The following is a 19,367-nucleotide window of genomic DNA, read 5'->3' as shown; positions in this document are numbered from 1 at the left end:
TACCTACTAAGATTTTATGTGTTCAGATCGCAATTACCTTTTACCTCAATGATAGCAGGTTCTTGATTACTGTAAGCTTGCTTTCTTTGCCCACGGAATTGAACAGATAATATATTATTTTTGAGTAGAGTAAGTTTCAACTCTAATATATGTTCAACTATGCGGCTCATTTTTAAATAATAAATTGCTGTAAGACGTGCATGAGTTAGGAAAAGCTGCGGGTCATTTTTTAGTCTTGCCCATAAATTGATAAAAACACATTGTTCTACTTTGGCGGAATTGTCATAACCCTTAATAAAGGAATTAAGTATGGAATAATCATTTCTGTTCTGGCTAGGAGAGAGTAGTTCGTTGAGTAATAGAAAACGCGCACGTAACTCAGCAATTTTGTCTGCGCTATAGCCATTAAAGTTCATCTCTATCACGCTGTTTCCTTGTGCCTGTGAATATGGTTTTAAGGTAAGGACCAAGGTAGTTTTACCCCTTATGGATCTTGGCAGAACACTCTCTACCTGCATTATTGCTGCTTCATTTTGGTAAGCGTAGGAAATTTGCTTTTTAGAATAATGTTGTTCTGGGTGCAGATTACGTAAGGCTGCTTCTTGTTTTGAATCAGCCGATGAAATCTGGAGTATCACACTCTGATCTGCTTGAGTGTCAACAGATTCAGTTAAGAATATTTTGTCATCTAGCAAAACCCATGCGCCTGAACTGCTAACACTTTTTCTGGAACGAGTTGTGGAAACAGTTCTAGCAGGTAATTGTGTTTTTACTGTGGAAGATGACTTTAATTGCGTGCTTTTCTGCGTGGAGGGTGAATTTGATTTTCTACGACTGGCTACTGTAGTAGTCGAAGATTTTGAAGTATCATTGACTGTGGGTAATAATTTACTGTTTTTGGAAGCACTAATAATGGGTTGAAGAGGTTTGCTTTCACGGTTGCTTAACCATAACAATACATGCTCACGAAATTGATCTCGGAAGTTTGCGGGAGCAGAGTATTCTCGGATCAATGCTTTTCCTTGAATTTTTTTCTTAAATACCAGTACCTTTCGTCGTTGTTCTAGTGCTTCCTCCGTATTAAGTTGTGCTGCTGATTGTCGAAAATAAAACCATATTTCAGGCTGACCTTTTTTTTGCAACGATTTAACAGCCCGCTCAAATTCTTCAACTGTCCCAGACTCAGCACGCGGTGTTGGAGTGCCGATGCGGTTCCACATAATGCCGACAAACAATGCATACTCTTGCATTTTGCCGATTTGCATATTGAGAACTGCTTGACCATCCTGTCCATAACCGGGAAAGGTGTTCTTTTCAGAACGGATAACATCCAGCATCACTCCTTTACTAGAAGCAATGGTACGGTTAATTTCATCGATTACTTCAACTAAATAATTACGCTCTTTAGGTACATCACTTGGCGAAGCTAGGAATAACTTTATCTTCTCTACTTGTGACATTGCTAATTTATCTACACGACTTTGAAGATTATTGAAAATTGACTGCCAAAATCTCAGGAGTATTTATCAAATTCCAGCTAGTATATCACTAGAATTCAAAAGTTATTTCTTTCTATTAACTAATGCACTTACAAGTTAGAAATATAATAAATTAATATTTTCAACAAGTCATTTTCTGTATGCCTACAATACTTAATAAAATATAATTTTCTATTCCATAGATTTATGTTTTCTCTTTCAAACGCAAATTGACTTTAGAAATTCCTGGAGTTTATAAAAATCTACAGAATCTAAATCTTTCGTATAAATCATTAACGTCAGTTTTCGTGTAATAAATCTTCTTTTTGATTCCAAAATGAATGAAGTTATTATCAGCTTAGATAGCTGCATTCGCGACAGACCGCTACGAGCCAAATCAGAACCTATAATTGGTATTGCTACATCTGTACCGTGGCACTTACGACGAACTTCTTGCCAGAGTTTATCTAATGAAGTTAAAATGTAATCAGAATTTGAATCGACTGTTAAATCATTTTGCATGTATCCGTAGGCAGTTAAGAAATATCTTTTTTCATAAGAACCAAGCGTGATTGTAGTGCCAATTGGGTACCGCCAAGCTTTTCCACGATTTTTATCAATATCTAAACTGCGATTACTAATGTGTTCTTGAAGAGCAGTTTCAATATCTGAATCGAGTTTATCCTGTTTACCTCTATAAACTCGTTTGAGAAATTGCCCTTGAACGCTAGCGTCTTTGATGACTTCTCCTAATTCTGTATCGAAGACATCATTACAGCCAATAATTAAATGTCCATTTTCTTGAAATATATCGCCAACCTTAATTTCAATATTTGTATCTGGTGAAGATAAATTACACGATACAGATAGCTTAGGAAAATTTTGGATAATAGCAAAAGCAAGAGATATCAAAACCAGACTTAAATAACCGCCCAAGCCAAATTTAAGTTTTTCTGGCAGAAAAAAGCTGGCTGGCTCAATAAATAACCAAAATCCACCAAAATTGCTAGAAACAGAAATTGCAAATCGTTTTAATCCAACTTTTTTGAACAAAGTTAAATAAACGCCAGCGCTTGTAAATTTATTGCACATTGATGATGTAATTATAATAGTGTTATAGCTGAATTATCTACTTAATACTAACTGTTAGGATGAAGAATCCTCATTAATTCTTCATAGCTTGATACTCTTTTACCTATTTTGGCAAGTTTAATGAGGTCACTAATGTAATCTGGAGTATTTCCAGGAAACAAACTTCTCTGAGATTGGCTGGCAATTTCGTCATATTTTTTAGCACTTTCTTGTAGTTGGACATCACCTCCAAATAAGTCTAATATGGCAGTTCCATATCTTCCCTCTCCTACAGCAGCATCCTGAATCATTTTAAACATAAATCTTTTGGTTTCCCAACGCCAACTAAATGATCCAAAGTAAGGATATTGAGATTGCTGAACAGCTTTAAAGGAAAGTAAAAACTCCAAAAAATCAAACCAATCTATATATATTGCGTTTTCCTCTTTAGCGTAAAGTTTACTTTTCAGTAAGGGATCTAAATGGTCACTAACTGGGCTAAACCGACGTTCAAAGCCAGGTTCTATCATTTGTGAAATATCCCGATAGAACACATATCTTGGATCGATGGAATTTAGCAGCAAGTAATCACGACGATATTCACGTGAGTAAACTTGGCGAGATGTCAACTCCTTTAAGAAGTTCATTTTGCCTGCACGCAAAGCTGAAATTCCCAGCGTATATACTAGAAGGAGTCCAGGGTAAGTTTTGATGTAACTTGCCCATTCATAGCTTTCAAGTTTTCTAGTACTGAGCCTTTCAATCCAGTCTCCAGCAATATCTAGCCATTCAGGTGAAGTTTCGTCTGCGTATCTTCCAATAGCAGCTAGTGCATACATGGATGGTATTGTAGCTGCTTCCAGAATTTGTATGATCGCAGGAATAGTTTCCACACTTGGTTGTCGAGAAAATAGTTCAGCAAGGTCAGGTGAGGTGAGTAAAGACTGTATTCTAGCAATTTCTTGCTCTTTGGCATCCTCCATGTCTTGAACACCGAAGCGTGACTCTAGCAATGATTTGACTGAAGTTTGTGCCTCAGAGAGAGTGTTGAATGATATTTCTGTGTTGGAAATGCTTGGTATTGTCTGAATAGGTAAACCAATCGCTTGCTCAGTGAGTTTTGCTTCTTGTTCTGCGGCTCTTCGCTCTTTGTCTTCTCTGGTAATTTCCTGAACAGCTGATGTAATATGTCGAAAGACTCTCTCTTTAAAGTCTTCAATGCTGTTGTAGCGATTTGCTAATCCTGTTGGCTGTAATTTATTCCAATACTCTTGAACTTGTCTATATTGTTCTTGGTCAATTTTAGAAGGTGAAACTTCCTTGTCAGAAAAGTAGACCATGCAACGTTTACCTTCATTTTTAGCTCGCGCAATTTCAACTTCTGTGCCAGTCCCACCTAATACAGTGGGTGTACCCAAGCGAGTCCAAAAAACGCCAATTAAAAGGTCACACTTATCAACCAACTGACGATTGATAACCTCCTGCCCTGAATCTCGCAAATCTGGTGTAGAATTCGTTTCCCAACCAATGGACATTAGGATGATTTTCATATCCTCGGCGTGCATTGCATTCCATCGGTCAACTTCTTTTCGGATTATCTCTCTTTCTTCAAGAACATCACTGGGGCTAGCAATAAGGATTTGATAGATTTTAGCTTTTACTGGCATACACGAGAAAGGACTAGATTATTATATATATAACGCACAAAATAAGGCTTTTAGCCGGAATTCTCACTTGTGATAATTCTGTTAGCATTAAGAAGCTATTTAATCTGTGTTTAATGTCTAATTTTCAACAGTTATTTCTAACAGATGAAAAACTAAAAAATGCCTATTCACGCCATAAAAATTTGACTATATATAATTGAGATAAATCGCAGAGAACAGCCAACATAGATGAACAAAGCAGCAACACCTTTTACCGAGAGTTGAGATAAGAGTAAAGCCAAACCAGGATCTAGGAAGATGCAACTTTGGGAGGTTCGAGTAAAGAGCCTGCGAGATATCTAAACCAAGTTAGTTGTGGAGGAAACCTTGTAAAGAATAGACAGTAATAGCTGAAGGGTCTGGTTGAGCGCAACTAGACCCTTCAGTTTATTTGTATGCAAACATTACATCTTTCTGACAACAGGAACGGGATGCAGACACCCTAATTTACGGGCTATTCCCGCTTAGCTGACTATATTTACCGCTCGACTAAAATCTTTGTATGCTTGGGGTGCTTCCTCCGCTAAACCGCACACAGACCAGTCCTGATGCAAAACCTAGAGCACTCGGCGTTAACTGGCCTTAGCTCTTTTTAATATCACGAGCCATTTTAAGATAGTAGTCCATTTTGGCATTAGAACGGCGGCGATTAGTAGCGGTATTTTCAGTAGTAATATCCTGTTTCGATTCTATTTTCTCTTGAGTTTCAGAGCGTTTTAGAGTTTGTGCCTGATCGGAATCTAAGAAATAACCTGATTCGGTCAAGCCAAAGAGGTTGGCAAAAAAACCAAATAAATTTTTGAAAAAATTAGCAATATTTCTCAAAACAACAGAGACAAAACCTTCAATGCGAAGGTACAAGTTCCGAATAATTTGAGGTAGACGAAACATAGCAGCACCCTACCTATTTGATAGCTGATTACTATTATGAACTATTGCCCTTGCTCAAAGTCTCTGCCAGCAGACAGTTTTTCTGGTGACGTCAGAATTCTTAATAATATTCTGTACCATTTAGGAGATGAATTTTTCTACTGTACCGCTTATGTATATTCAGTCGGGGGAGTGTGAAATGCGAAGAAACTGATGAATAAAATATCGAAAATAGACCGTCAACGTGAGCATCAAGCAAACGAACGTACTTTCTTAGCTTGGCTACGTACTTCTATTGCATTGATTGGCTTTGGTTTTGCGATCGCTAGATTTGGTCTATTTTTGCGTCAGCTTAATACTGCCATAACACAACGAGACACTCCTGTAAATTCTTTCTTCAATTCTGAAGATTTGGGAGTTGTTTTAGTAATCATTGGTATTCTGACCATCGCTTTAGCAGCGTGGCGATACAACCAGGTTTTCTGGCAAATTGAACGAGGTGACTATCAACCTAATCGGTTATCAGTTTGGATAATTACGGGAGTAGTTATGATTTTAGGATTTCTCAGTATTCCAATACTTCTATTGCGAAATCAAGTTCCTCCCCGACCATCTTCTGTTATCACTCAACCACCTTCCCGAAATGGGGTTCGTTAATTCCTGAATAAGTTTAATTGCCTACTGGTTCAGCTTTCTCCACTGAGTTATCGTCAACTCCCAAAGTCAGATGTAAAGGCGTGCGTGATGGATACGCTTTCACTACCTGTCGGTAGACATCGTAGTTAGTAGGTAATATCTTCTGTTGGGAATCCACTCTATAAATCATTTTGTAATCCACAGTTTTCAATAATTCCGGTTTACCTACCTGTTGTTGGGGTTTTTTGCGTTGTTCTACTTCATCAACTGAAGGACGTGGTGGTAGTGCAGGCCACCATAGCCCTTGGTCATCAGGTCCGGTAACTGCGCCTTCTGGTTTCAAGCCATTGCGATTGAGCAAGGAAGTGGTAGCAAAGGTTTCAAATTGGGGTGATGGTTCATTGCTTAGGTTGTTAGCATATTTAACCTGCCATGTATAAGTCGTAAGCGCTGTAGCTTCGTATTGCTCAGCGGTTATGGTGGTGCAACTGGTGAGTGTCAGCGTAGTTAGCATAACCATAGTCAAGGGTGAAAAGATTGGCTTTCTCATTACTGTTCTAGAGTTCTATAGATAAACAAGTTTGCAATGCTTGCTATAGCTTGCTTCTTTGCAGGAGGAAGCGTCTATGCATCTCATAAGCAACCCTTATTGATAGTATCTAAAATTATTTGTCAAGCTATATTGACTGTTTGTAACAATATTGTTAACTTTATTTACATAAAGTAACAAACAAAGGAAAACAACTATGTATACCACTATTAATGAAGACGGCGTTCTCAACAACTACGCGACTGAACCCCAGATGCATTACGCTGAATACCCTGCAATTTGGCAACAACGTAAATACCTTTTACAGGGTGTTTTTGCTACTTTGATAGTCACTACTTTAGTTTTGGTTGCTTTTAGCGTTAGCTAAGATCTTTTGATTTCGGTATCGGTATCTCTCATCGTCATTTGTTCTTCTCTGCATAGCCTCGGTTAGTTTCGCCGGGGTTTTTTGTTGCTGATGAGTGCGATGCTAACGACAAACATCCTTAGCAAAAACCCGGTCACAACAACCGGGTTTTTGGTGGGGCTATATTCCCTCTAAAGTTAGTTATAGAAGTTAGTTATAAATTGGCGCTCTGGTAATTACTACCACGCTTGAGTTGCCAATTTCGGAAAATGTCCCATTTCCAGAAATCTTTGCGACAAATAGACCATTGAGGATGAAATCCTAGCCAGTTAGAGAAGCAGGAATTTCAGTCGCATTCTTTTTAATTTGGTATGAGATCAAAAAGAGTGCAATTTCTATATACCAATTAAAAAACGCCTGGGAGTGTTGCCGTGTTTCCACCCCAGACGTTTTTTATCTTTAACTTGCTCCTCACACACAACTATAAAATATCAGTTGTTCCCAAAAATTACAAGTATATTAGGTGACAGTTTATCAACTGTACTAGATATGGGCACAAAATTAGTGTAAAAAATGTCGCAGACCTGTTAACACCATCACTAAACCTAGTTCATTGGCAGCTTTGATGGAATCTTGATCTCGTAAGCTTCCTCCTGGTTGAACAATGGCAGTAATTCCCGCATCTGCTGCTGTTCTAACTGAGTCATCGAAGGGGAAGAAGCCATCGCTGGCAAGAAACGCACCTTCGGTTTTTTCCCCAGCTTGTTCGAGGGCGATTTTAACTGAGCCAACGCGGTTCATTTGCCCAGCACCTACTCCTAGAGTAGCGCGATCGCGACTGATGACAATGGCATTCGATTTTACGTGTTTGCAAACTTTCCAGGCAAATAGCAATTCGGCTAATTCACTCTCGGTGGGTTGACGTTCGGTGACAACTTTCCATTGGCTAGTGTCAGAAATTGCGTCATCAGCCGCTTGTACTAAAAAACCACCTGCGATCGCTTTCACTGTTTCTTTAGGGCCACTACTCAAATCTGGTAAAATTAAAACCCGTACTTTAGATTTAGCAGCCAAAATTGCTTGTGCATCTCCTTCACAACCTGGCGCTACCACACATTCTAAAAATGTTTTGGTTAACTCACTGGCTGTAGCTTCATCAATTGGACGGTTAAGGGCAACAATTCCACCGAAGGCAGAAACAGCATCAGCATTAAAAGCCTTTTCATAAGCTTCTTTGAGGCTATCTCCCAAAGCCACACCGCAGGGATTAGTGTGTTTGAGAATTGCGGCTGCGGGAGCATCTGTAAATTCAGTAATAATTCGGCGTGCTGCTTCTAAATCAACTAAGTTATTGTAACTGAGTTCTTTTCCTTGCAGCTTAGTTGCAACCGCCCAGCCAGTTGGGGTATTTCCAGTTTCATACCAAGCAGCGCTTTGATGGGGATTTTCGCCATAACGCAGAGATTGTAGTTGTTGCCCAGAAAGACTGTATTGCTGGGGTAAAGAAGATTCACTAGACTGTGCTGCTGCGAGGTAAGATGCGATCGCTTGGTCATAGCTAGCAGTATGTAAAAATCCTTTTAAGGCAGATTTTTGACGAAACTCTAGGGAAGCTGCGCCATCATGTTGACGTAATTCATCTAAATATTCATCATATTGGGCGGGATCGCATAACACTGTTAAATGGGCAAAGTTTTTGGATGCAGCCCTTAACATAGCTGGCCCTCCAATATCAATTTGTTCAATCGCTTCTGGTAATGTCACCCCTGGTTTAGCAATAGTTTCCTCAAATGGATAAAGATTAACGACCACCAAATCAATCGGACGAATTTGATTATTTTCTAAGTCTGTCACATCTTGAGCAAGATCCCGCCGTGCTAGAATCCCGCCATGAATCCGGGGATGCAAGGTTTTAACTCGACCACCTAAAATTTCCGGCGAACCTGTATAATCAGAGACTTTTGTAACTGGTATTCCCGCATCTTTGATTGCTTTAGCTGTGCCTCCACTGCTAATTAAATCAAAGTTAAATTCTTCAACTAAGCTACGAGCTAGGTCAATTAAACCAGTTTTGTTCGATACACTCAGCAGAGCCAGACGCGCCATAATTCCCCAGTTTCCTTTGGTATAAACAATGAAGACAGAAGATTATTTTACCTGCCCTTCGGGCAAGGCAGAAGGCAGATAAGCAGAGGAGGCAGTGCGGTGGACGGGTTTCCAAGGCAGCCGCTTGCGGGGGTTCCCCCCGTTGTGCGGACTGCCGTCGGCATAAAGCAACTGCCGTGGCATAAGGGAAGAAAAAGTTTTATAGAAATCCTCTATTTTCGTTGAATAATTTGTATGAGGATTGTCCTTGGTCGATGGTCGGTTGTACTTTAATACTGATCCCTGACTAATGATCGCTAACTAATGACTCAAACTTTAGAATTTATTTCCGTTCCTCCTGAAACAGAGCAAGCGCCATCAGGCTTAATCGTCACTTTACACGGCTGGGGTGCCAGCGCCGATGATGTGGCAGCTTTATTGCCTTTTTTTAATTTGCCAGATTATCAGTTTGTATTTCCTAATGGTCCTTTTCCCTATCCTTATGCTCCTACAGGTAGGGCATGGTATGACCTAAGGTCAGAAAATATGTATCAGGGGTTAGCAGAAAGTCGGCAAATACTCACAGATTGGTTACTATCGTTAGAAAGTTTGACTGGTGTACCTTTATCGCGGACAGTTTTGAGTGGATTTTCTCAAGGAGCGGCAATGACTTTGGATGTAGGATTAAACTTGCCTCTCGCAGGTTTAGTTGCCATGAGTGGTTATTTACATCCTGAGGCTGGAAAATCTGCTACAAATATTTTTCCACCAACATTAATTACTCATGGTAGACAAGATGAAGTTGTACCATTAATAGCTGCGGTAAATGCACGAAAAACCCTAGAAAAGTTGGGAGTTGCGGTGCAGTACGAAGAATTTGATATGGGTCATGAAATCGGATTGCAAATGTTAGACCTGCTACGGAATTTTGTGGTGAATGTAATTGAGTAGTCTTAGTTGCAATTTTTTTACAAATTATCGTAGAATTCCGGAAAATTTTTACAAAATCCACGCCATCTAATGAGTAAGATATATTGGGTGGCCGTGAAAAGCACAACCCGACCCATGCTGGGTGCGAATGCTGCAAAAGGGAGGGGCAAGCATTATGAAAACTCTAGGCATTTCCAGAACAGAAATTGCTGCCATGACTATGGCAGAAGTTGAGGATTTAGCTACACGTCTAGAGATGGATAATTATAGCAATGCTTTTGAGGGTTTGAATGATTGGCATCTACTGCGAGCGATCGCATTTCAGCGTCCGGAGTTAGTTGAACCCTATATCCACCTCTTAGACTTAGAACCCTACGATGAGGCTTAAATTGTAAACTTGCGATTAAGGTTGACTGGCTAGAATCAGAGATGATCGCGGTAATCTATTACCTACTCGATCTAATTTTTCTATGCTATCAGCCATTAATCCAAAACTGAACAGGGTTTTAATCGGTGTAGGCGGCGGTATCGCCGCCTACAAAGTCTGTGAGCTAGTTTCGACGCTATTTAAAACTGGGGTAGAGGTGCGCGTAATTCTCACCAATTCAGCGCAAGCATTTATTACACCTCTAACTTTAGCCACCCTATCCCGTCATCCTGCCTATACGGATGATATGTTTTGGCAACCAATTCACTCTCGTCCATTACACATTGAATTGGGTGAATGGGCAGATTTGTTGGTAATTGCACCTTTAACCGCCAATACATTAGCCAAGTTAACTTATGGGATGGCTGATAATTTACTGACAAATACTGTACTAGCTTCTACTTGTCCTGTGCTGTTAGCACCAGCGATGAATACAGATATGTGGGAACAGCTTTCAGTACAGCGCAATTGGCGACAATTATTGACAGATGATCGATATCATGGAATAGGTACGGCATCGGGATTATTAGCTTGCGATCGCGTTGGTGCTGGTAGGATGGCAGAACCTCCAGAGATTTTGACTTATATTCAATCTCTATTGCATACGAGTGGAAAACGAGATTTAGTCGGTAAACGAGTATTAATTAGTGCTGGGGGAACGCGAGAGTATCTTGACCCAGTGAGGTTTATCGGCAATCCTTCCACAGGTAAAATGGGCTTGGCTTTAGCACAAGCAGCACTCCACAGAGGTGCAAGCGTTACCTTAGTACACGGCCCTGCTAGTTGGGATGTCCCTTTGGGAGTGCAAGCAATTCCCGTGATTAACGCGGAAGAAATGCAGCAAGTCATGCGGGAGTATTTAGCCAGTGCAGATGTCATAGTCATGTCCGCCGCAGTCGCGGATGTCAAGCCCAGAGATTATAGTACAGAGAAATTACCCAAGCGATCGCTTCCCCAATCTTTACCTCTAGAACCTGTACCAGATATTGTTAGTGAGTTAGCAAAACTTAAGCAGCCTCATCAACTTTTAATTGGATTTGCTGCTCAAACTGGCGATATTGTCGCGCCTGCTTTAGAAAAATTACAGAGTAAAAAATTAGATATCATTGTTGCCAATCCCATCGATAAAACTAATAGTGGTTTTGGTAGCGATAATAATCAGGCGATATTTTTAGATAGACAAGGAAAACAGGTAGAAATTGTTCCTTGCTCTAAATTAGAAATGGCACATTATTTATATGATTTTGCAATTTCTAAACAAAGTTAACTAACTACATAGACGAGTTCGCTTAACGTCTTTAAAAAGAGAAATGGATGACTTTGCGCATATTTCTATCTAATGGCAGAATCTGCGCTCGCATATCAACGAGATAAAAGCAAGATTTAGGTTTTTAAAACATAATCTGTCATGTATTCAAAAGTTTTTGGTATTTTTGGAGAAAAATCAATAATTTGTGATATCTATCTTGAAAATTCCTGCATCAGACATCGTTTTACACTTTTATTTATATATCTAATACTTTCTTCAATGTCGTCAGCACTACAGTAAAAAGTAATAATTTCGTTAATCATTTTCTTTAACAAACCAGTCTCAGCAATTAAGTTAACCCTAGCTCATATTTCTTTGGCTTTTTACTAGCAACTTAAGCTAAAAAACTACTACTTTCGACAAAAACTTGCTTAATTATGTGTTTCTTTAGAGTAATTAAGTTTTTGAGTGCAATTGTTAGGTTAATAGCTGGAACTAATTAACATTCATCTGATGTTTGTTAATCCTTCTTAAACTAAGGAGACCAATGATATGGTTGAAAGCAGCCAGGCTTGGAACAATCAAAGTGGAAATATTGACCGCACAACAACTGGTCAATCTTATCCAGGTTCAAGTAATGCAAACCAAGATACTGGAGTATCTGGAACTGGATATAGCGGCACAGCAACAGGCCAATCTTATCCCGGTTCAACTAATATAAACAGAGTTGATGGAGTATCTGAAACTGGATATAGTGGCACGACCACGGGTCAAGCTTATCCCGGTTCAACTAACATTAACAGAGGGAATGAATTACCTAGAGATGTAAATACTCCTAGAACTACACCTCAGCCTGATACTCGTTCAGAAAATCGAGGCGTAAATCCAACCTTAACTAGAGCACTCATAGGAGGACTCATTGGTGCTACCGTAGGAGCTTTGGCTGGTAGAAGAATCGGTCTGGGCTTGAACATTGCTGCTAAAGGTATAGCAGAAGCATCAAAGACTATTGGTGAGGGTCTTGGACAAACAGCCAAAGGTTTAGGAGAAGCAGCAAAGAGTGTTGCTGAAGGTGCTAGCCAAGCTATTGTTGGTGGTACTTTGGATACCGCAGAGGGTGTCGCTCAGGGAGTTCAGCAAACCGCAGCAGGTGCATTGGACGCAGTACAGAATACTGCTCAAGGTGTTAGCCAAGTTGTACAAGCTGGAGCGAACATAGCAAAAGATGCAGCCCAGAACGTCACTGACGTAGCTAGGCAAACTACAGTAGGTACACTGGACGCAGTACAAAGTACAGCTCAGAATGTTAACCAAGCTGTGCAAGGTACAGCAGAATCAGCCAAGGATAGAGTTAACGATTTCCAACCATCTGGGAATCAGGGCTATCAATCTCAAGGCCAGATGACAGGTAGCCAACAGAATAGGAATGATCAAATGGGCGTAGGTCAACCAGACCGTGAGTCAATGTTCTACATTTCATCTCCAGAACAGACAGAGGGAATGATTATTACTTCAGTTATCACAGAAGATGTGGATAACCTAACTTCTTTAGAAGAGAATTCGCTGGAAGAAGAAATTGCTCGGCTTGACTGAATGTTAGAAGCAGATAGCTGATATTCCAAACCAAGACTTCATTAGTGCGAACTTCAGCAAATCTTGCTGAGCAATAAGTCCTGAGAGCACAAGTATTCCTGAGTTCTCAGGACTTAGAAATACTGAAGATAGATCAGCCTTAAGTGATTTTGTGACAAAGGAGAAAATTACTATGAATGGAAACCAGCAGCTTTTAGATCAGTCCCAAGGCAACATTGATCTGGTAACAGAAGAATCCGAGACTTATACATCTGATAGAGGTACGAATGATCTAGCTAAAGTAGCAATGGGAGCGATCGTTGGTGCTACATTGGGCGCAGTAGCCGTTGCTTTAAGTATTAAAGGCACAGCCCAAAGAATTAACCAAACTATCCAAGGTTTAGGAAATGGGGTAAAAGGTGCAGCTAACGGTGTGAACCAAACTGTAAGAGGTGTAGGAGAGGCAATCAAGACTGTAGCTGAGGGTGTTAACGACACTGCAAAAGATGTAGGGGATGCTGTTAAAACTTCAGCTCAGGGTGTTAACGATACTGTCCAAGATACAGTAAGCGCCGTCAAGGTGGCATCAGTCAAAGTTAATAACACTGTCCAAGATACAGTATCTACTGTTAAGGGTACAGCTGTTAGTGTTAATGATACTATCCAAAATACAGTAGACCTAGCTAGTACTGTAGTTGAGCATGAGCAGCCTAGTAGTCAAAAGGCCAACGTACCTGATGATCAGACAGCTTACATCTTGGTTCCTGTAGACAAACAAAGCTGAATCGTTGAGTAGCAAGTGTTCTAAGCTAATGCACATTTCACTTGCATATTGTTGAGTTTGTCGAAAAAGCATTAAATCTGTCTCCTCTGCTCCCCTGCTATCGTTTTATGATTGTGGCAATGACCGTGAAGTCTTTGAAGGTTGTTGTCACTATTCATTATTAATATGCTGACGTTTACCCAACGTAAACCGCCCGATCCTAATGCTTTAATTAGCTTTACCCTTCCTCTAACAGCTGAAGAACGCAGCCGTAGTCGTCATCGTTTTCAAACAGAAGATGGCAAAGTTGTGTTTTTGCGTTTACCGAGAGGAACGGTGCTGCAAGATGGTGATATTCTGCAAGATGAAGACCACAGCAATTTAATGAGAATTAGTGCCAAAGCAGAACCAGTTTTGACTGTCTTTGCCGCAACACCACAGTTATTACTACGGGCAGCTTACCATTTAGGCAATCGTCATGTACCTGTAGAAATTACAATTAACTATTTACGCTTATCTACAGACTCAGTTTTACGCACAATGTTGGAACAACTGGGACTAGAAATCAAAGAAGAAATTTTACCATTTCAGCCAGAACAGGGAGCTTATGGACATCACGCTCACTGATAGCTCTTTTTTATCGATTTTGCAGCTGACTAGCCCAGCATTACCTGTGGGAGCATATAGTTATTCTGAAGGTTTGGAGACTTTGGTTGAACAAGGTAGAATCGCTAATCAGCAAAACCTCAAAGATTGGTTAAATTCTCAACTGCGTTATGGTGCAATTCGAGTCGAAGTGGCGGTGATGTTACGCGCTTACAAATTTGCGAAAATGGATGATTTAAAGGCTTTAGCTTGTTGGAATCTTTGGTTATCGGCTGCTAGGGAAACAGAAGAGTTACGCACCTCTAGCTGGCAAATGGGGCGATCGCTTATTCAGTTACTTGGTAAACTACAACCAGAAATCATGCCAACGCTGAATGCTGTTGGTAATCCTTGCAATTATGCGATCGCTTTTGGGATTGCTGCGGCTCATTGGCAAATTGATATGAAAGCTGCTTTATTAGGATATCTGCATAGTTGGGCAAGTAATTTAATTACTGCTGGGGTGAAACTTATTCCTTTAGGACAAACAGCCGGACAGCAGTTATTGCTAGATTTACAAGAATTATTGAGTGTAGCGATGGTAGAAATTTTGGCTTTGGAGGATGATGAACTCAGCTGTTGTAGTTGGGGTTTGTCTTTAGCTAGTATGCAGCATGAAACGCAGTATACAAGGTTGTTTAGGAGTTAACGAACCGCAGAGACGCAGAGGACGCAGAGGAGGAGAGCGGATAAGAGAGACAAATGACAAATGACAAATGACAACTAACAAATGACAAACAATACATTTCGAGTAGGGGTTGCTGGCCCGGTAGGTTCGGGGAAGACTGCATTGGTAGATGCTTTGTGTAAGGCGTTACGCGAGCAGTATCAGATTGCGGTGGTGACAAATGATATTTATACTCAGGAGGATGCACAATTTTTGGTGCGTTCTCAGGCTTTGACAAGCGATCGCATTTTGGGTGTAGAGACTGGTGGTTGTCCCCATACTGCCATCCGCGAAGATGCTTCGATGAATTTGGCTGCAATTGAACAGCTTGAGCAGCGATTTTCTAACTTAGATTTGGTGTTTTTGGAAAGTGGCGGCGATAATTTAGCAGCTACATTCAGTCCTGAATTAGTAGATTTAACAATTTATGTCATCGATGTAGCGGCTGGTGATAAAATCCCCCGCAAAGGCGGGCCGGGAATTACTAAATCAGATTTATTAGTAATTAACAAAATCGACCTTGCCCCCTATGTGGGTGCAGATTTAAATGTCATGGAACGCGATGCAAAAAAAATGCGCGGTGATAAACCATTTATATTTACTAACTTAAAAACCCAACAGGGACTCACAGAAGTAATTCAATTTGTCCGCAAACATATTGGATGAAAGAATATGGAACCACAGATGAACACAGATGAACACAGATAATTATCGGTGTTTATCGGTGTTTATCTGTGGTTTGATAATCAAAATATCGACTTATGCAAGAGATCTATTGAATTCGTATTGAAAGTAAAAACCGGGGTAGCCCCCGGTAGTTATTAGTTGATTAAGGTTGAATTCTAATTGTCAAAATCACTGTAGTTGTAAGCGTTTGTGGAGGTAGCCAAGTTAAAAGCGATCGCCTGATTGTCTCAATGATTGTCTGTTCGTTAAAAGAAGACAACTGCTCATCAAGCACCACCTGTCTTACCCGTCCTTTGTTGACTTGTAAATCAAAGACTAAATCACCATTGAAATTTGTAATAAACCGAATTGATTGCAAGTGTTGAGTCAGAAGAGAAATCATCTGTTGATCTAATCCTGATACACTCACAATTTGGAGATAAGAGGCAGGCGCAATTCCTTCTGAAAGTTTGGCTTTTAAATATTCTAATTCTGCATCTCTGGGAGCAGATGGAATTGCTGATCCTACATCATACTGATTAGTATTTGGTGCTCCACCTGGGAATGGACTGTTAGCCTCCTTTTTAGCCCGTTTTCTTTCTACAGTTAATGAATCTATCTCTTCAAACGATGGTATTGCTGTAGGTGGCGTTGCTGTCGTTGGAGCAGGGATAGACATAGGGGCTGGGGGTACTGGAGCAGATAGCTTTGCTGAAGGGTATATCATTCCCGTGGCTGGAGCAGCCATTACAGTTGGAGCTGCACTACCAAATATGCCTTGATAGCTAATACCTTCAGGCATTTCCACAGGTACTTGCACAGAAACAGAACCCTCCGTTGGATTGACTCGGACATCATCACTGACAGCAACAAAGGCGGTATACTGCGATAACAGTTGATAGGTGAGAGCCGTATCCGTCACTGCTTCTACGCCTACTTTGGTTTCACCACTCACCATCTGATTCATCAAATCCTTGATGCGGGAACGCCCCCAAAGTTGAGCTATTGCAGGATTACCCGTTTTGTCAAAATTCAGATTGAAGGTTTGTTGATAGCGCGTACCACCCGCAGCAATTCCCGTGATGTGCAGTTTACCAACATGGCTGTCTGGTTTGCGTCCAAATAGTACTAATGGCTGTTCGGCAAATAAATCTGGTGGTGTGGAAGGATACATTTCTGGCGATGCGCCATCACCTTCCCATTGCAAGTTAATATTTGCCAAGACAGGATTATTAATTTGGCGGAAGAATTTATCCACGACCTCATTAACTAGTTCATCGTGACGAATGATGCGAGCAATACCCCGCCCTAATTCAGCAATGCGATTGAGTAAGAAACGATTCACCGAACTACCTGCACCAAAGCTGTAGAGGCGAGTTCCTGGGTTGAGATGACGTTGTACTTCTGTGAGAATTTGGTTTTCGTTGCCGATATAACCATCGGTGAGCAGTACAATACTCCGCAAGCGTCCGGGATCTGTCACTGGGAAGTTCAAGACAGCGCGAATACCGCGTAACATTTCCGTTCCACCACCTGCATTTAATTGATTTACATACTGAATTGCTAGGGCGCGATTTTGCGGAGTATTAGGGAGAGGAACAGGCGAGAGTTGTTGAGTGGTATCTGAGAAATCAATAATGCTAAAAGTGTCGTTGGGATTGAGTCCGTTGATAAAGCGCCGCATCAATTCCTGACATTGCATTAGTGGTGCACCACTTTGAGAGCCAGAGGTGTCGATGAGAAATACCACATCTTTAGAAACAACCTGTTCTGGACGATACTGGAGAGCCGGAATTAGGTACAGTGCAAAGTGTCCACCTCTTTCATCAGCTTGGGTGAGTACAGTTGCTTGAGTGCGATCGCCTGCGGCTTGATAGCGTAAAATCAGGTCTTTGTTGGGAATTGTATCTCCACCCCCAAGTTTTACCAGCACCCGTTGTCCTTCGTAGGAAATCTGGATTTGGTGAGAAGGCGACTTAACATCCTGAATTTCAACTCCCCCATCAATTTCTACCGTCACATTAATATCATGGCGAGAGCGAGTACCCGATGGCAAGATAGGTGCATTCAAGCGAGAAGCATCTGCTACTAAGTCAGTATCTTGATTTTGCATCATCGGTGCAGACGCCGAACCACCGCCGACAGCATTATCCTCAATAGTTATCCCTGGAATGTAACGCGGCCCAACCACCATCGGGAAGACAAACTCGTAATTTCCACCCTCAAATTTCAGGCTATCAGAGTAGCGAATAATCACATCAATTTGCTCACCAGGTTTGATGTTAGCCAGGGATTGAGTAAAAATATTGTCCCGTTCCTGTTCCAGCAGCCCAGCTGTACGTCCTTGTTGCTTTGCTTGCTCGTATATTTGCTGTGCTTCCTGGCGCTTTTTGATACTGCCTTTGATAGTCTTGTCGCCAATCCGAATCAGCATATCATCAACAGCCGCTTCATCTGGTAACGGGAAGATGTAGACAGCTTCTAGGGTAGTGGTGAAGGGATTTTCAAAGCTTTGGGTAACTTCTACTCGCGAGATATTACCTGCAACCTTAGCTTGTACTTCTGTGTGCTTCAGGGGAAAAGCAATTTGCTGTTGGTTAGAAGTTTGAACGTATAAGCCACCAGGTTGGCGTTCTAGAGTTTGAGTCATATTAGTAACCTTACGCTATTGTTTTCTATCTTTAGCGTAGGTGTGTTTATCTGGTAGAGATGCTCAGTTTTGTGCTCATTCAGTGCTCAGTGGGTGGCTCAACACTCAATTATGCAACGCCTATTTACCTAAATCCTAAATGGAAGTTATAAGCTCTGATTGCTAGCAATTAATCAAACTCTTGCATAGGCGTAGCCCGCCGCAGTCATGGCTTATCACTTTGTTACCGATTTTGATGAGAATTTTCAACTCAAACAGACAAAATTTGAGAAAAAGCACTATGAATTAAAACCTACGAGTCTTCAGATGAAATGTTGCTTTTAATTAAACGGTGAAGCAGGCGGCAAGGCCAAATACAGGCTCCACAAAGAGTTACAGAGGCAATAGCAGCAAAAACACGCCATTTCTCCTGAAGTGGATTAGCAGACTCTGATGGTTGCTCTTGCTGATCTTTGGTTAGTTCCGGCAATGAATGAGATAGCTGGCTGGCTGTACTTACCCCTTCAATCGCTGCTCCAATTAGATAAGCTACAAGGGCAATACCTAGCCAGTGATTCATCATATTATATTGGTAAACTTTTGTATTAATGATTCTCTTGCCCTAAAGATAATCGCCCTTCAGCGGTATCTCGAATTAGAGGCAGTTTAGATTTTATATAAGTATTAAGACTACTATCTGCCTGTGCGTCGAGTCCCTGCTTAGCTTTTAATTGCTGGAGCAGCAATTGTACTAGAGCTACATCATCAAACTGGAGTAAGGTACTGACATTAGTAGACTCGATTACAGCCCAAAGCTGTTGCATCATTTTGGCAGTGATCATGAGCCTCTAACCTCTTAAGCTTTTCTTTATATTTGCACAATTTTCTTTTATGTGCCTAATTTTTGTTGAAGAATTAATCAATCAACACAATAGACTTCTTGCAGAAGTCGGTAAAAGGGAAAGGGGAAAAGGGGAAAGAAACTCAAAACCCTTTCCCTTTAACCTTTTCCCTTTTCCCCTCTCTTGCAAAAATATATTTTTGCAAGAGACTCCATGAGCTGCGCTCACAAGGAAC

The 19,367-nt window shown here is 40.8% G+C and carries 19 protein-coding genes; 10 read left to right on the top strand and 9 right to left on the bottom strand.

Annotated features, from left to right (window positions below):
• Positions 1-14: 14 nt before the first annotated feature.
• The 4 genes from BV375_RS15320 to BV375_RS15305 all read right to left on the bottom strand — a co-directional run bounded on the left by BV375_RS15320 (position 15) and on the right by BV375_RS15305 (position 5,146).
• Entirely contained in the window at positions 15-1,460 is a 1,446-nt protein-coding gene (locus tag BV375_RS15320; RefSeq protein ID WP_086761910.1) for a hypothetical protein, read from the bottom strand.
• A 237-nt stretch (positions 1,461-1,697) separates the two neighbouring features.
• Entirely contained in the window at positions 1,698-2,570 is an 873-nt protein-coding gene (locus BV375_RS15315; protein WP_086761908.1) for a macro domain-containing protein, read from the bottom strand.
• A gap of 47 nt (positions 2,571-2,617) precedes the next feature.
• On the bottom strand, positions 2,618-4,216 hold the full coding sequence (locus BV375_RS15310; protein WP_086761906.1) for a hypothetical protein: 1,599 nt from the start codon (positions 4,214-4,216) through the stop codon (positions 2,618-2,620).
• A 621-nt stretch (positions 4,217-4,837) separates the two neighbouring features.
• The gene (locus BV375_RS15305; RefSeq protein WP_086761904.1) at positions 4,838-5,146 is read right to left on the bottom strand and encodes a threonine dehydratase; all 309 of its coding nucleotides are present in this window, start codon (positions 5,144-5,146) and stop codon (positions 4,838-4,840) included.
• Between the two features lie 192 nt (positions 5,147-5,338).
• Here BV375_RS15305 and BV375_RS15300 point away from each other — a divergent pair, with 192 nt between their 5' ends.
• Positions 5,339-5,782: a DUF202 domain-containing protein gene (locus tag BV375_RS15300; RefSeq protein ID WP_086761902.1), complete on the top strand. Its 444-nt coding sequence runs from the start codon at positions 5,339-5,341 to the stop codon at positions 5,780-5,782.
• A gap of 13 nt (positions 5,783-5,795) precedes the next feature.
• Here BV375_RS15300 and BV375_RS15295 read toward each other — a convergent pair whose 3' ends face one another.
• The gene (locus BV375_RS15295; RefSeq protein ID WP_086761900.1) at positions 5,796-6,311 is read right to left on the bottom strand and encodes a hypothetical protein; all 516 of its coding nucleotides are present in this window, start codon (positions 6,309-6,311) and stop codon (positions 5,796-5,798) included.
• Positions 6,312-6,507: 196 nt separating this feature from the next.
• Here BV375_RS15295 and BV375_RS36010 point away from each other — a divergent pair, with 196 nt between their 5' ends.
• Positions 6,508-6,678: a ssl1498 family light-harvesting-like protein gene (locus BV375_RS36010; protein WP_134076001.1), complete on the top strand. Its 171-nt coding sequence runs from the start codon at positions 6,508-6,510 to the stop codon at positions 6,676-6,678.
• A 540-nt stretch (positions 6,679-7,218) separates the two neighbouring features.
• Here BV375_RS36010 and purH read toward each other — a convergent pair.
• Positions 7,219-8,763: a bifunctional phosphoribosylaminoimidazolecarboxamide formyltransferase/IMP cyclohydrolase gene (gene purH, locus BV375_RS15290; protein ID WP_086761898.1), complete on the bottom strand. Its 1,545-nt coding sequence runs from the start codon at positions 8,761-8,763 to the stop codon at positions 7,219-7,221.
• 303 nt (positions 8,764-9,066) lie between these two features.
• Between purH and BV375_RS15285 the strand changes: the two genes are divergently transcribed.
• From BV375_RS15285 to ureG, 8 genes are all read left to right on the top strand, one after another.
• A complete protein-coding gene (locus BV375_RS15285) occupies positions 9,067-9,693 on the top strand; it encodes an alpha/beta hydrolase (RefSeq protein ID WP_086761896.1) in 627 nt (208 codons plus the stop codon).
• Positions 9,694-9,847: 154 nt separating this feature from the next.
• Positions 9,848-10,060 carry a DUF2555 domain-containing protein gene (locus BV375_RS15280; RefSeq protein ID WP_086761944.1) on the top strand — a complete coding sequence of 71 codons (213 nt, stop codon included), beginning with the start codon at positions 9,848-9,850 and terminating at the stop codon, positions 10,058-10,060.
• 82 nt (positions 10,061-10,142) lie between these two features.
• Positions 10,143-11,366 carry a bifunctional phosphopantothenoylcysteine decarboxylase/phosphopantothenate--cysteine ligase CoaBC gene (coaBC, locus tag BV375_RS15275; RefSeq protein WP_086761894.1) on the top strand — a complete coding sequence of 408 codons (1,224 nt, stop codon included), beginning with the start codon at positions 10,143-10,145 and terminating at the stop codon, positions 11,364-11,366.
• 534 nt (positions 11,367-11,900) lie between these two features.
• The gene (locus tag BV375_RS15270; protein ID WP_086761892.1) at positions 11,901-12,941 is read left to right on the top strand and encodes a hypothetical protein; all 1,041 of its coding nucleotides are present in this window, start codon (positions 11,901-11,903) and stop codon (positions 12,939-12,941) included.
• A 172-nt stretch (positions 12,942-13,113) separates the two neighbouring features.
• A complete protein-coding gene (locus BV375_RS15265) occupies positions 13,114-13,704 on the top strand; it encodes a hypothetical protein (RefSeq protein WP_086761890.1) in 591 nt (196 codons plus the stop codon).
• 165 nt (positions 13,705-13,869) lie between these two features.
• Positions 13,870-14,310, top strand: a complete 441-nt coding sequence (gene ureE, locus BV375_RS15260; RefSeq protein WP_086761888.1) for an urease accessory protein UreE — start codon at positions 13,870-13,872, stop codon at positions 14,308-14,310.
• A complete protein-coding gene (locus BV375_RS15255) occupies positions 14,291-14,977 on the top strand; it encodes an urease accessory protein UreF (RefSeq protein WP_086761886.1) in 687 nt (228 codons plus the stop codon). Before ureE ends, BV375_RS15255 begins: the two co-directional genes overlap by 20 nt.
• Before the next feature lie 81 nt (positions 14,978-15,058).
• Entirely contained in the window at positions 15,059-15,661 is a 603-nt protein-coding gene (gene ureG, locus BV375_RS15250; RefSeq protein ID WP_086761884.1) for an urease accessory protein UreG, read from the top strand.
• Between the two features lie 163 nt (positions 15,662-15,824).
• Here the strand turns inward: ureG and BV375_RS15245 are convergent, their stop codons facing one another.
• The 3 genes from BV375_RS15245 to BV375_RS15235 all read right to left on the bottom strand — a co-directional run bounded on the left by BV375_RS15245 (position 15,825) and on the right by BV375_RS15235 (position 19,132).
• Positions 15,825-18,311, bottom strand: coding sequence for a VIT domain-containing protein (locus tag BV375_RS15245; protein ID WP_086761882.1), 2,487 nt, complete (start codon positions 18,309-18,311; stop codon positions 15,825-15,827).
• A 292-nt stretch (positions 18,312-18,603) separates the two neighbouring features.
• Positions 18,604-18,870, bottom strand: a complete 267-nt coding sequence (locus tag BV375_RS15240) for a hypothetical protein (RefSeq protein ID WP_086761942.1) — start codon at positions 18,868-18,870, stop codon at positions 18,604-18,606.
• Positions 18,871-18,895: 25 nt separating this feature from the next.
• The gene (locus BV375_RS15235) at positions 18,896-19,132 is read right to left on the bottom strand and encodes a hypothetical protein (protein WP_086761880.1); all 237 of its coding nucleotides are present in this window, start codon (positions 19,130-19,132) and stop codon (positions 18,896-18,898) included.
• Positions 19,133-19,367: the final 235 nt, after the last annotated feature.

The organism is Nostoc sp. 106C, assembly GCF_002154725.1.
In the GTDB taxonomy this organism is placed as follows: Bacteria; Cyanobacteriota; Cyanobacteriia; order Cyanobacteriales; family Nostocaceae; genus Aulosira.
Note: the sequence above shows the minus strand (reverse complement) of the source record. Positions and strands in the feature narration are given on the sequence as shown.

What these genes read in the sequence shown, in the direction of transcription:
- BV375_RS15320 (WP_086761910.1), bottom strand. Translation starts at nt 1,460, where the DNA reads ATGTCACAAGTAGAGAAGATAAAGTTATTCCTAGCTTCGCCAAGTGAT.
- BV375_RS15315 (WP_086761908.1), bottom strand. Translation starts at nt 2,570, where the DNA reads ATGTGCAATAAATTTACAAGCGCTGGCGTTTATTTAACTTTGTTCAAA.
- BV375_RS15310 (WP_086761906.1), bottom strand. Translation starts at nt 4,216, where the DNA reads ATGCCAGTAAAAGCTAAAATCTATCAAATCCTTATTGCTAGCCCCAGT.
- BV375_RS15305 (WP_086761904.1), bottom strand. Translation starts at nt 5,146, where the DNA reads ATGTTTCGTCTACCTCAAATTATTCGGAACTTGTACCTTCGCATTGAA.
- BV375_RS15300 (WP_086761902.1), top strand. Translation starts at nt 5,339, where the DNA reads ATGAATAAAATATCGAAAATAGACCGTCAACGTGAGCATCAAGCAAAC.
- BV375_RS15295 (WP_086761900.1), bottom strand. Translation starts at nt 6,311, where the DNA reads ATGAGAAAGCCAATCTTTTCACCCTTGACTATGGTTATGCTAACTACG.
- BV375_RS36010 (WP_134076001.1), top strand. Translation starts at nt 6,508, where the DNA reads ATGTATACCACTATTAATGAAGACGGCGTTCTCAACAACTACGCGACT.
- purH (WP_086761898.1), bottom strand. Translation starts at nt 8,763, where the DNA reads ATGGCGCGTCTGGCTCTGCTGAGTGTATCGAACAAAACTGGTTTAATT.
- BV375_RS15285 (WP_086761896.1), top strand. Translation starts at nt 9,067, where the DNA reads ATGACTCAAACTTTAGAATTTATTTCCGTTCCTCCTGAAACAGAGCAA.
- BV375_RS15280 (WP_086761944.1), top strand. Translation starts at nt 9,848, where the DNA reads ATGAAAACTCTAGGCATTTCCAGAACAGAAATTGCTGCCATGACTATG.
- coaBC (WP_086761894.1), top strand. Translation starts at nt 10,143, where the DNA reads ATGCTATCAGCCATTAATCCAAAACTGAACAGGGTTTTAATCGGTGTA.
- BV375_RS15270 (WP_086761892.1), top strand. Translation starts at nt 11,901, where the DNA reads ATGGTTGAAAGCAGCCAGGCTTGGAACAATCAAAGTGGAAATATTGAC.
- BV375_RS15265 (WP_086761890.1), top strand. Translation starts at nt 13,114, where the DNA reads ATGAATGGAAACCAGCAGCTTTTAGATCAGTCCCAAGGCAACATTGAT.
- ureE (WP_086761888.1), top strand. Translation starts at nt 13,870, where the DNA reads ATGCTGACGTTTACCCAACGTAAACCGCCCGATCCTAATGCTTTAATT.
- BV375_RS15255 (WP_086761886.1), top strand. Translation starts at nt 14,291, where the DNA reads ATGGACATCACGCTCACTGATAGCTCTTTTTTATCGATTTTGCAGCTG.
- ureG (WP_086761884.1), top strand. Translation starts at nt 15,059, where the DNA reads ATGACAAACAATACATTTCGAGTAGGGGTTGCTGGCCCGGTAGGTTCG.
- BV375_RS15245 (WP_086761882.1), bottom strand. Translation starts at nt 18,311, where the DNA reads ATGACTCAAACTCTAGAACGCCAACCTGGTGGCTTATACGTTCAAACT.
- BV375_RS15240 (WP_086761942.1), bottom strand. Translation starts at nt 18,870, where the DNA reads ATGAATCACTGGCTAGGTATTGCCCTTGTAGCTTATCTAATTGGAGCA.
- BV375_RS15235 (WP_086761880.1), bottom strand. Translation starts at nt 19,132, where the DNA reads ATGATCACTGCCAAAATGATGCAACAGCTTTGGGCTGTAATCGAGTCT.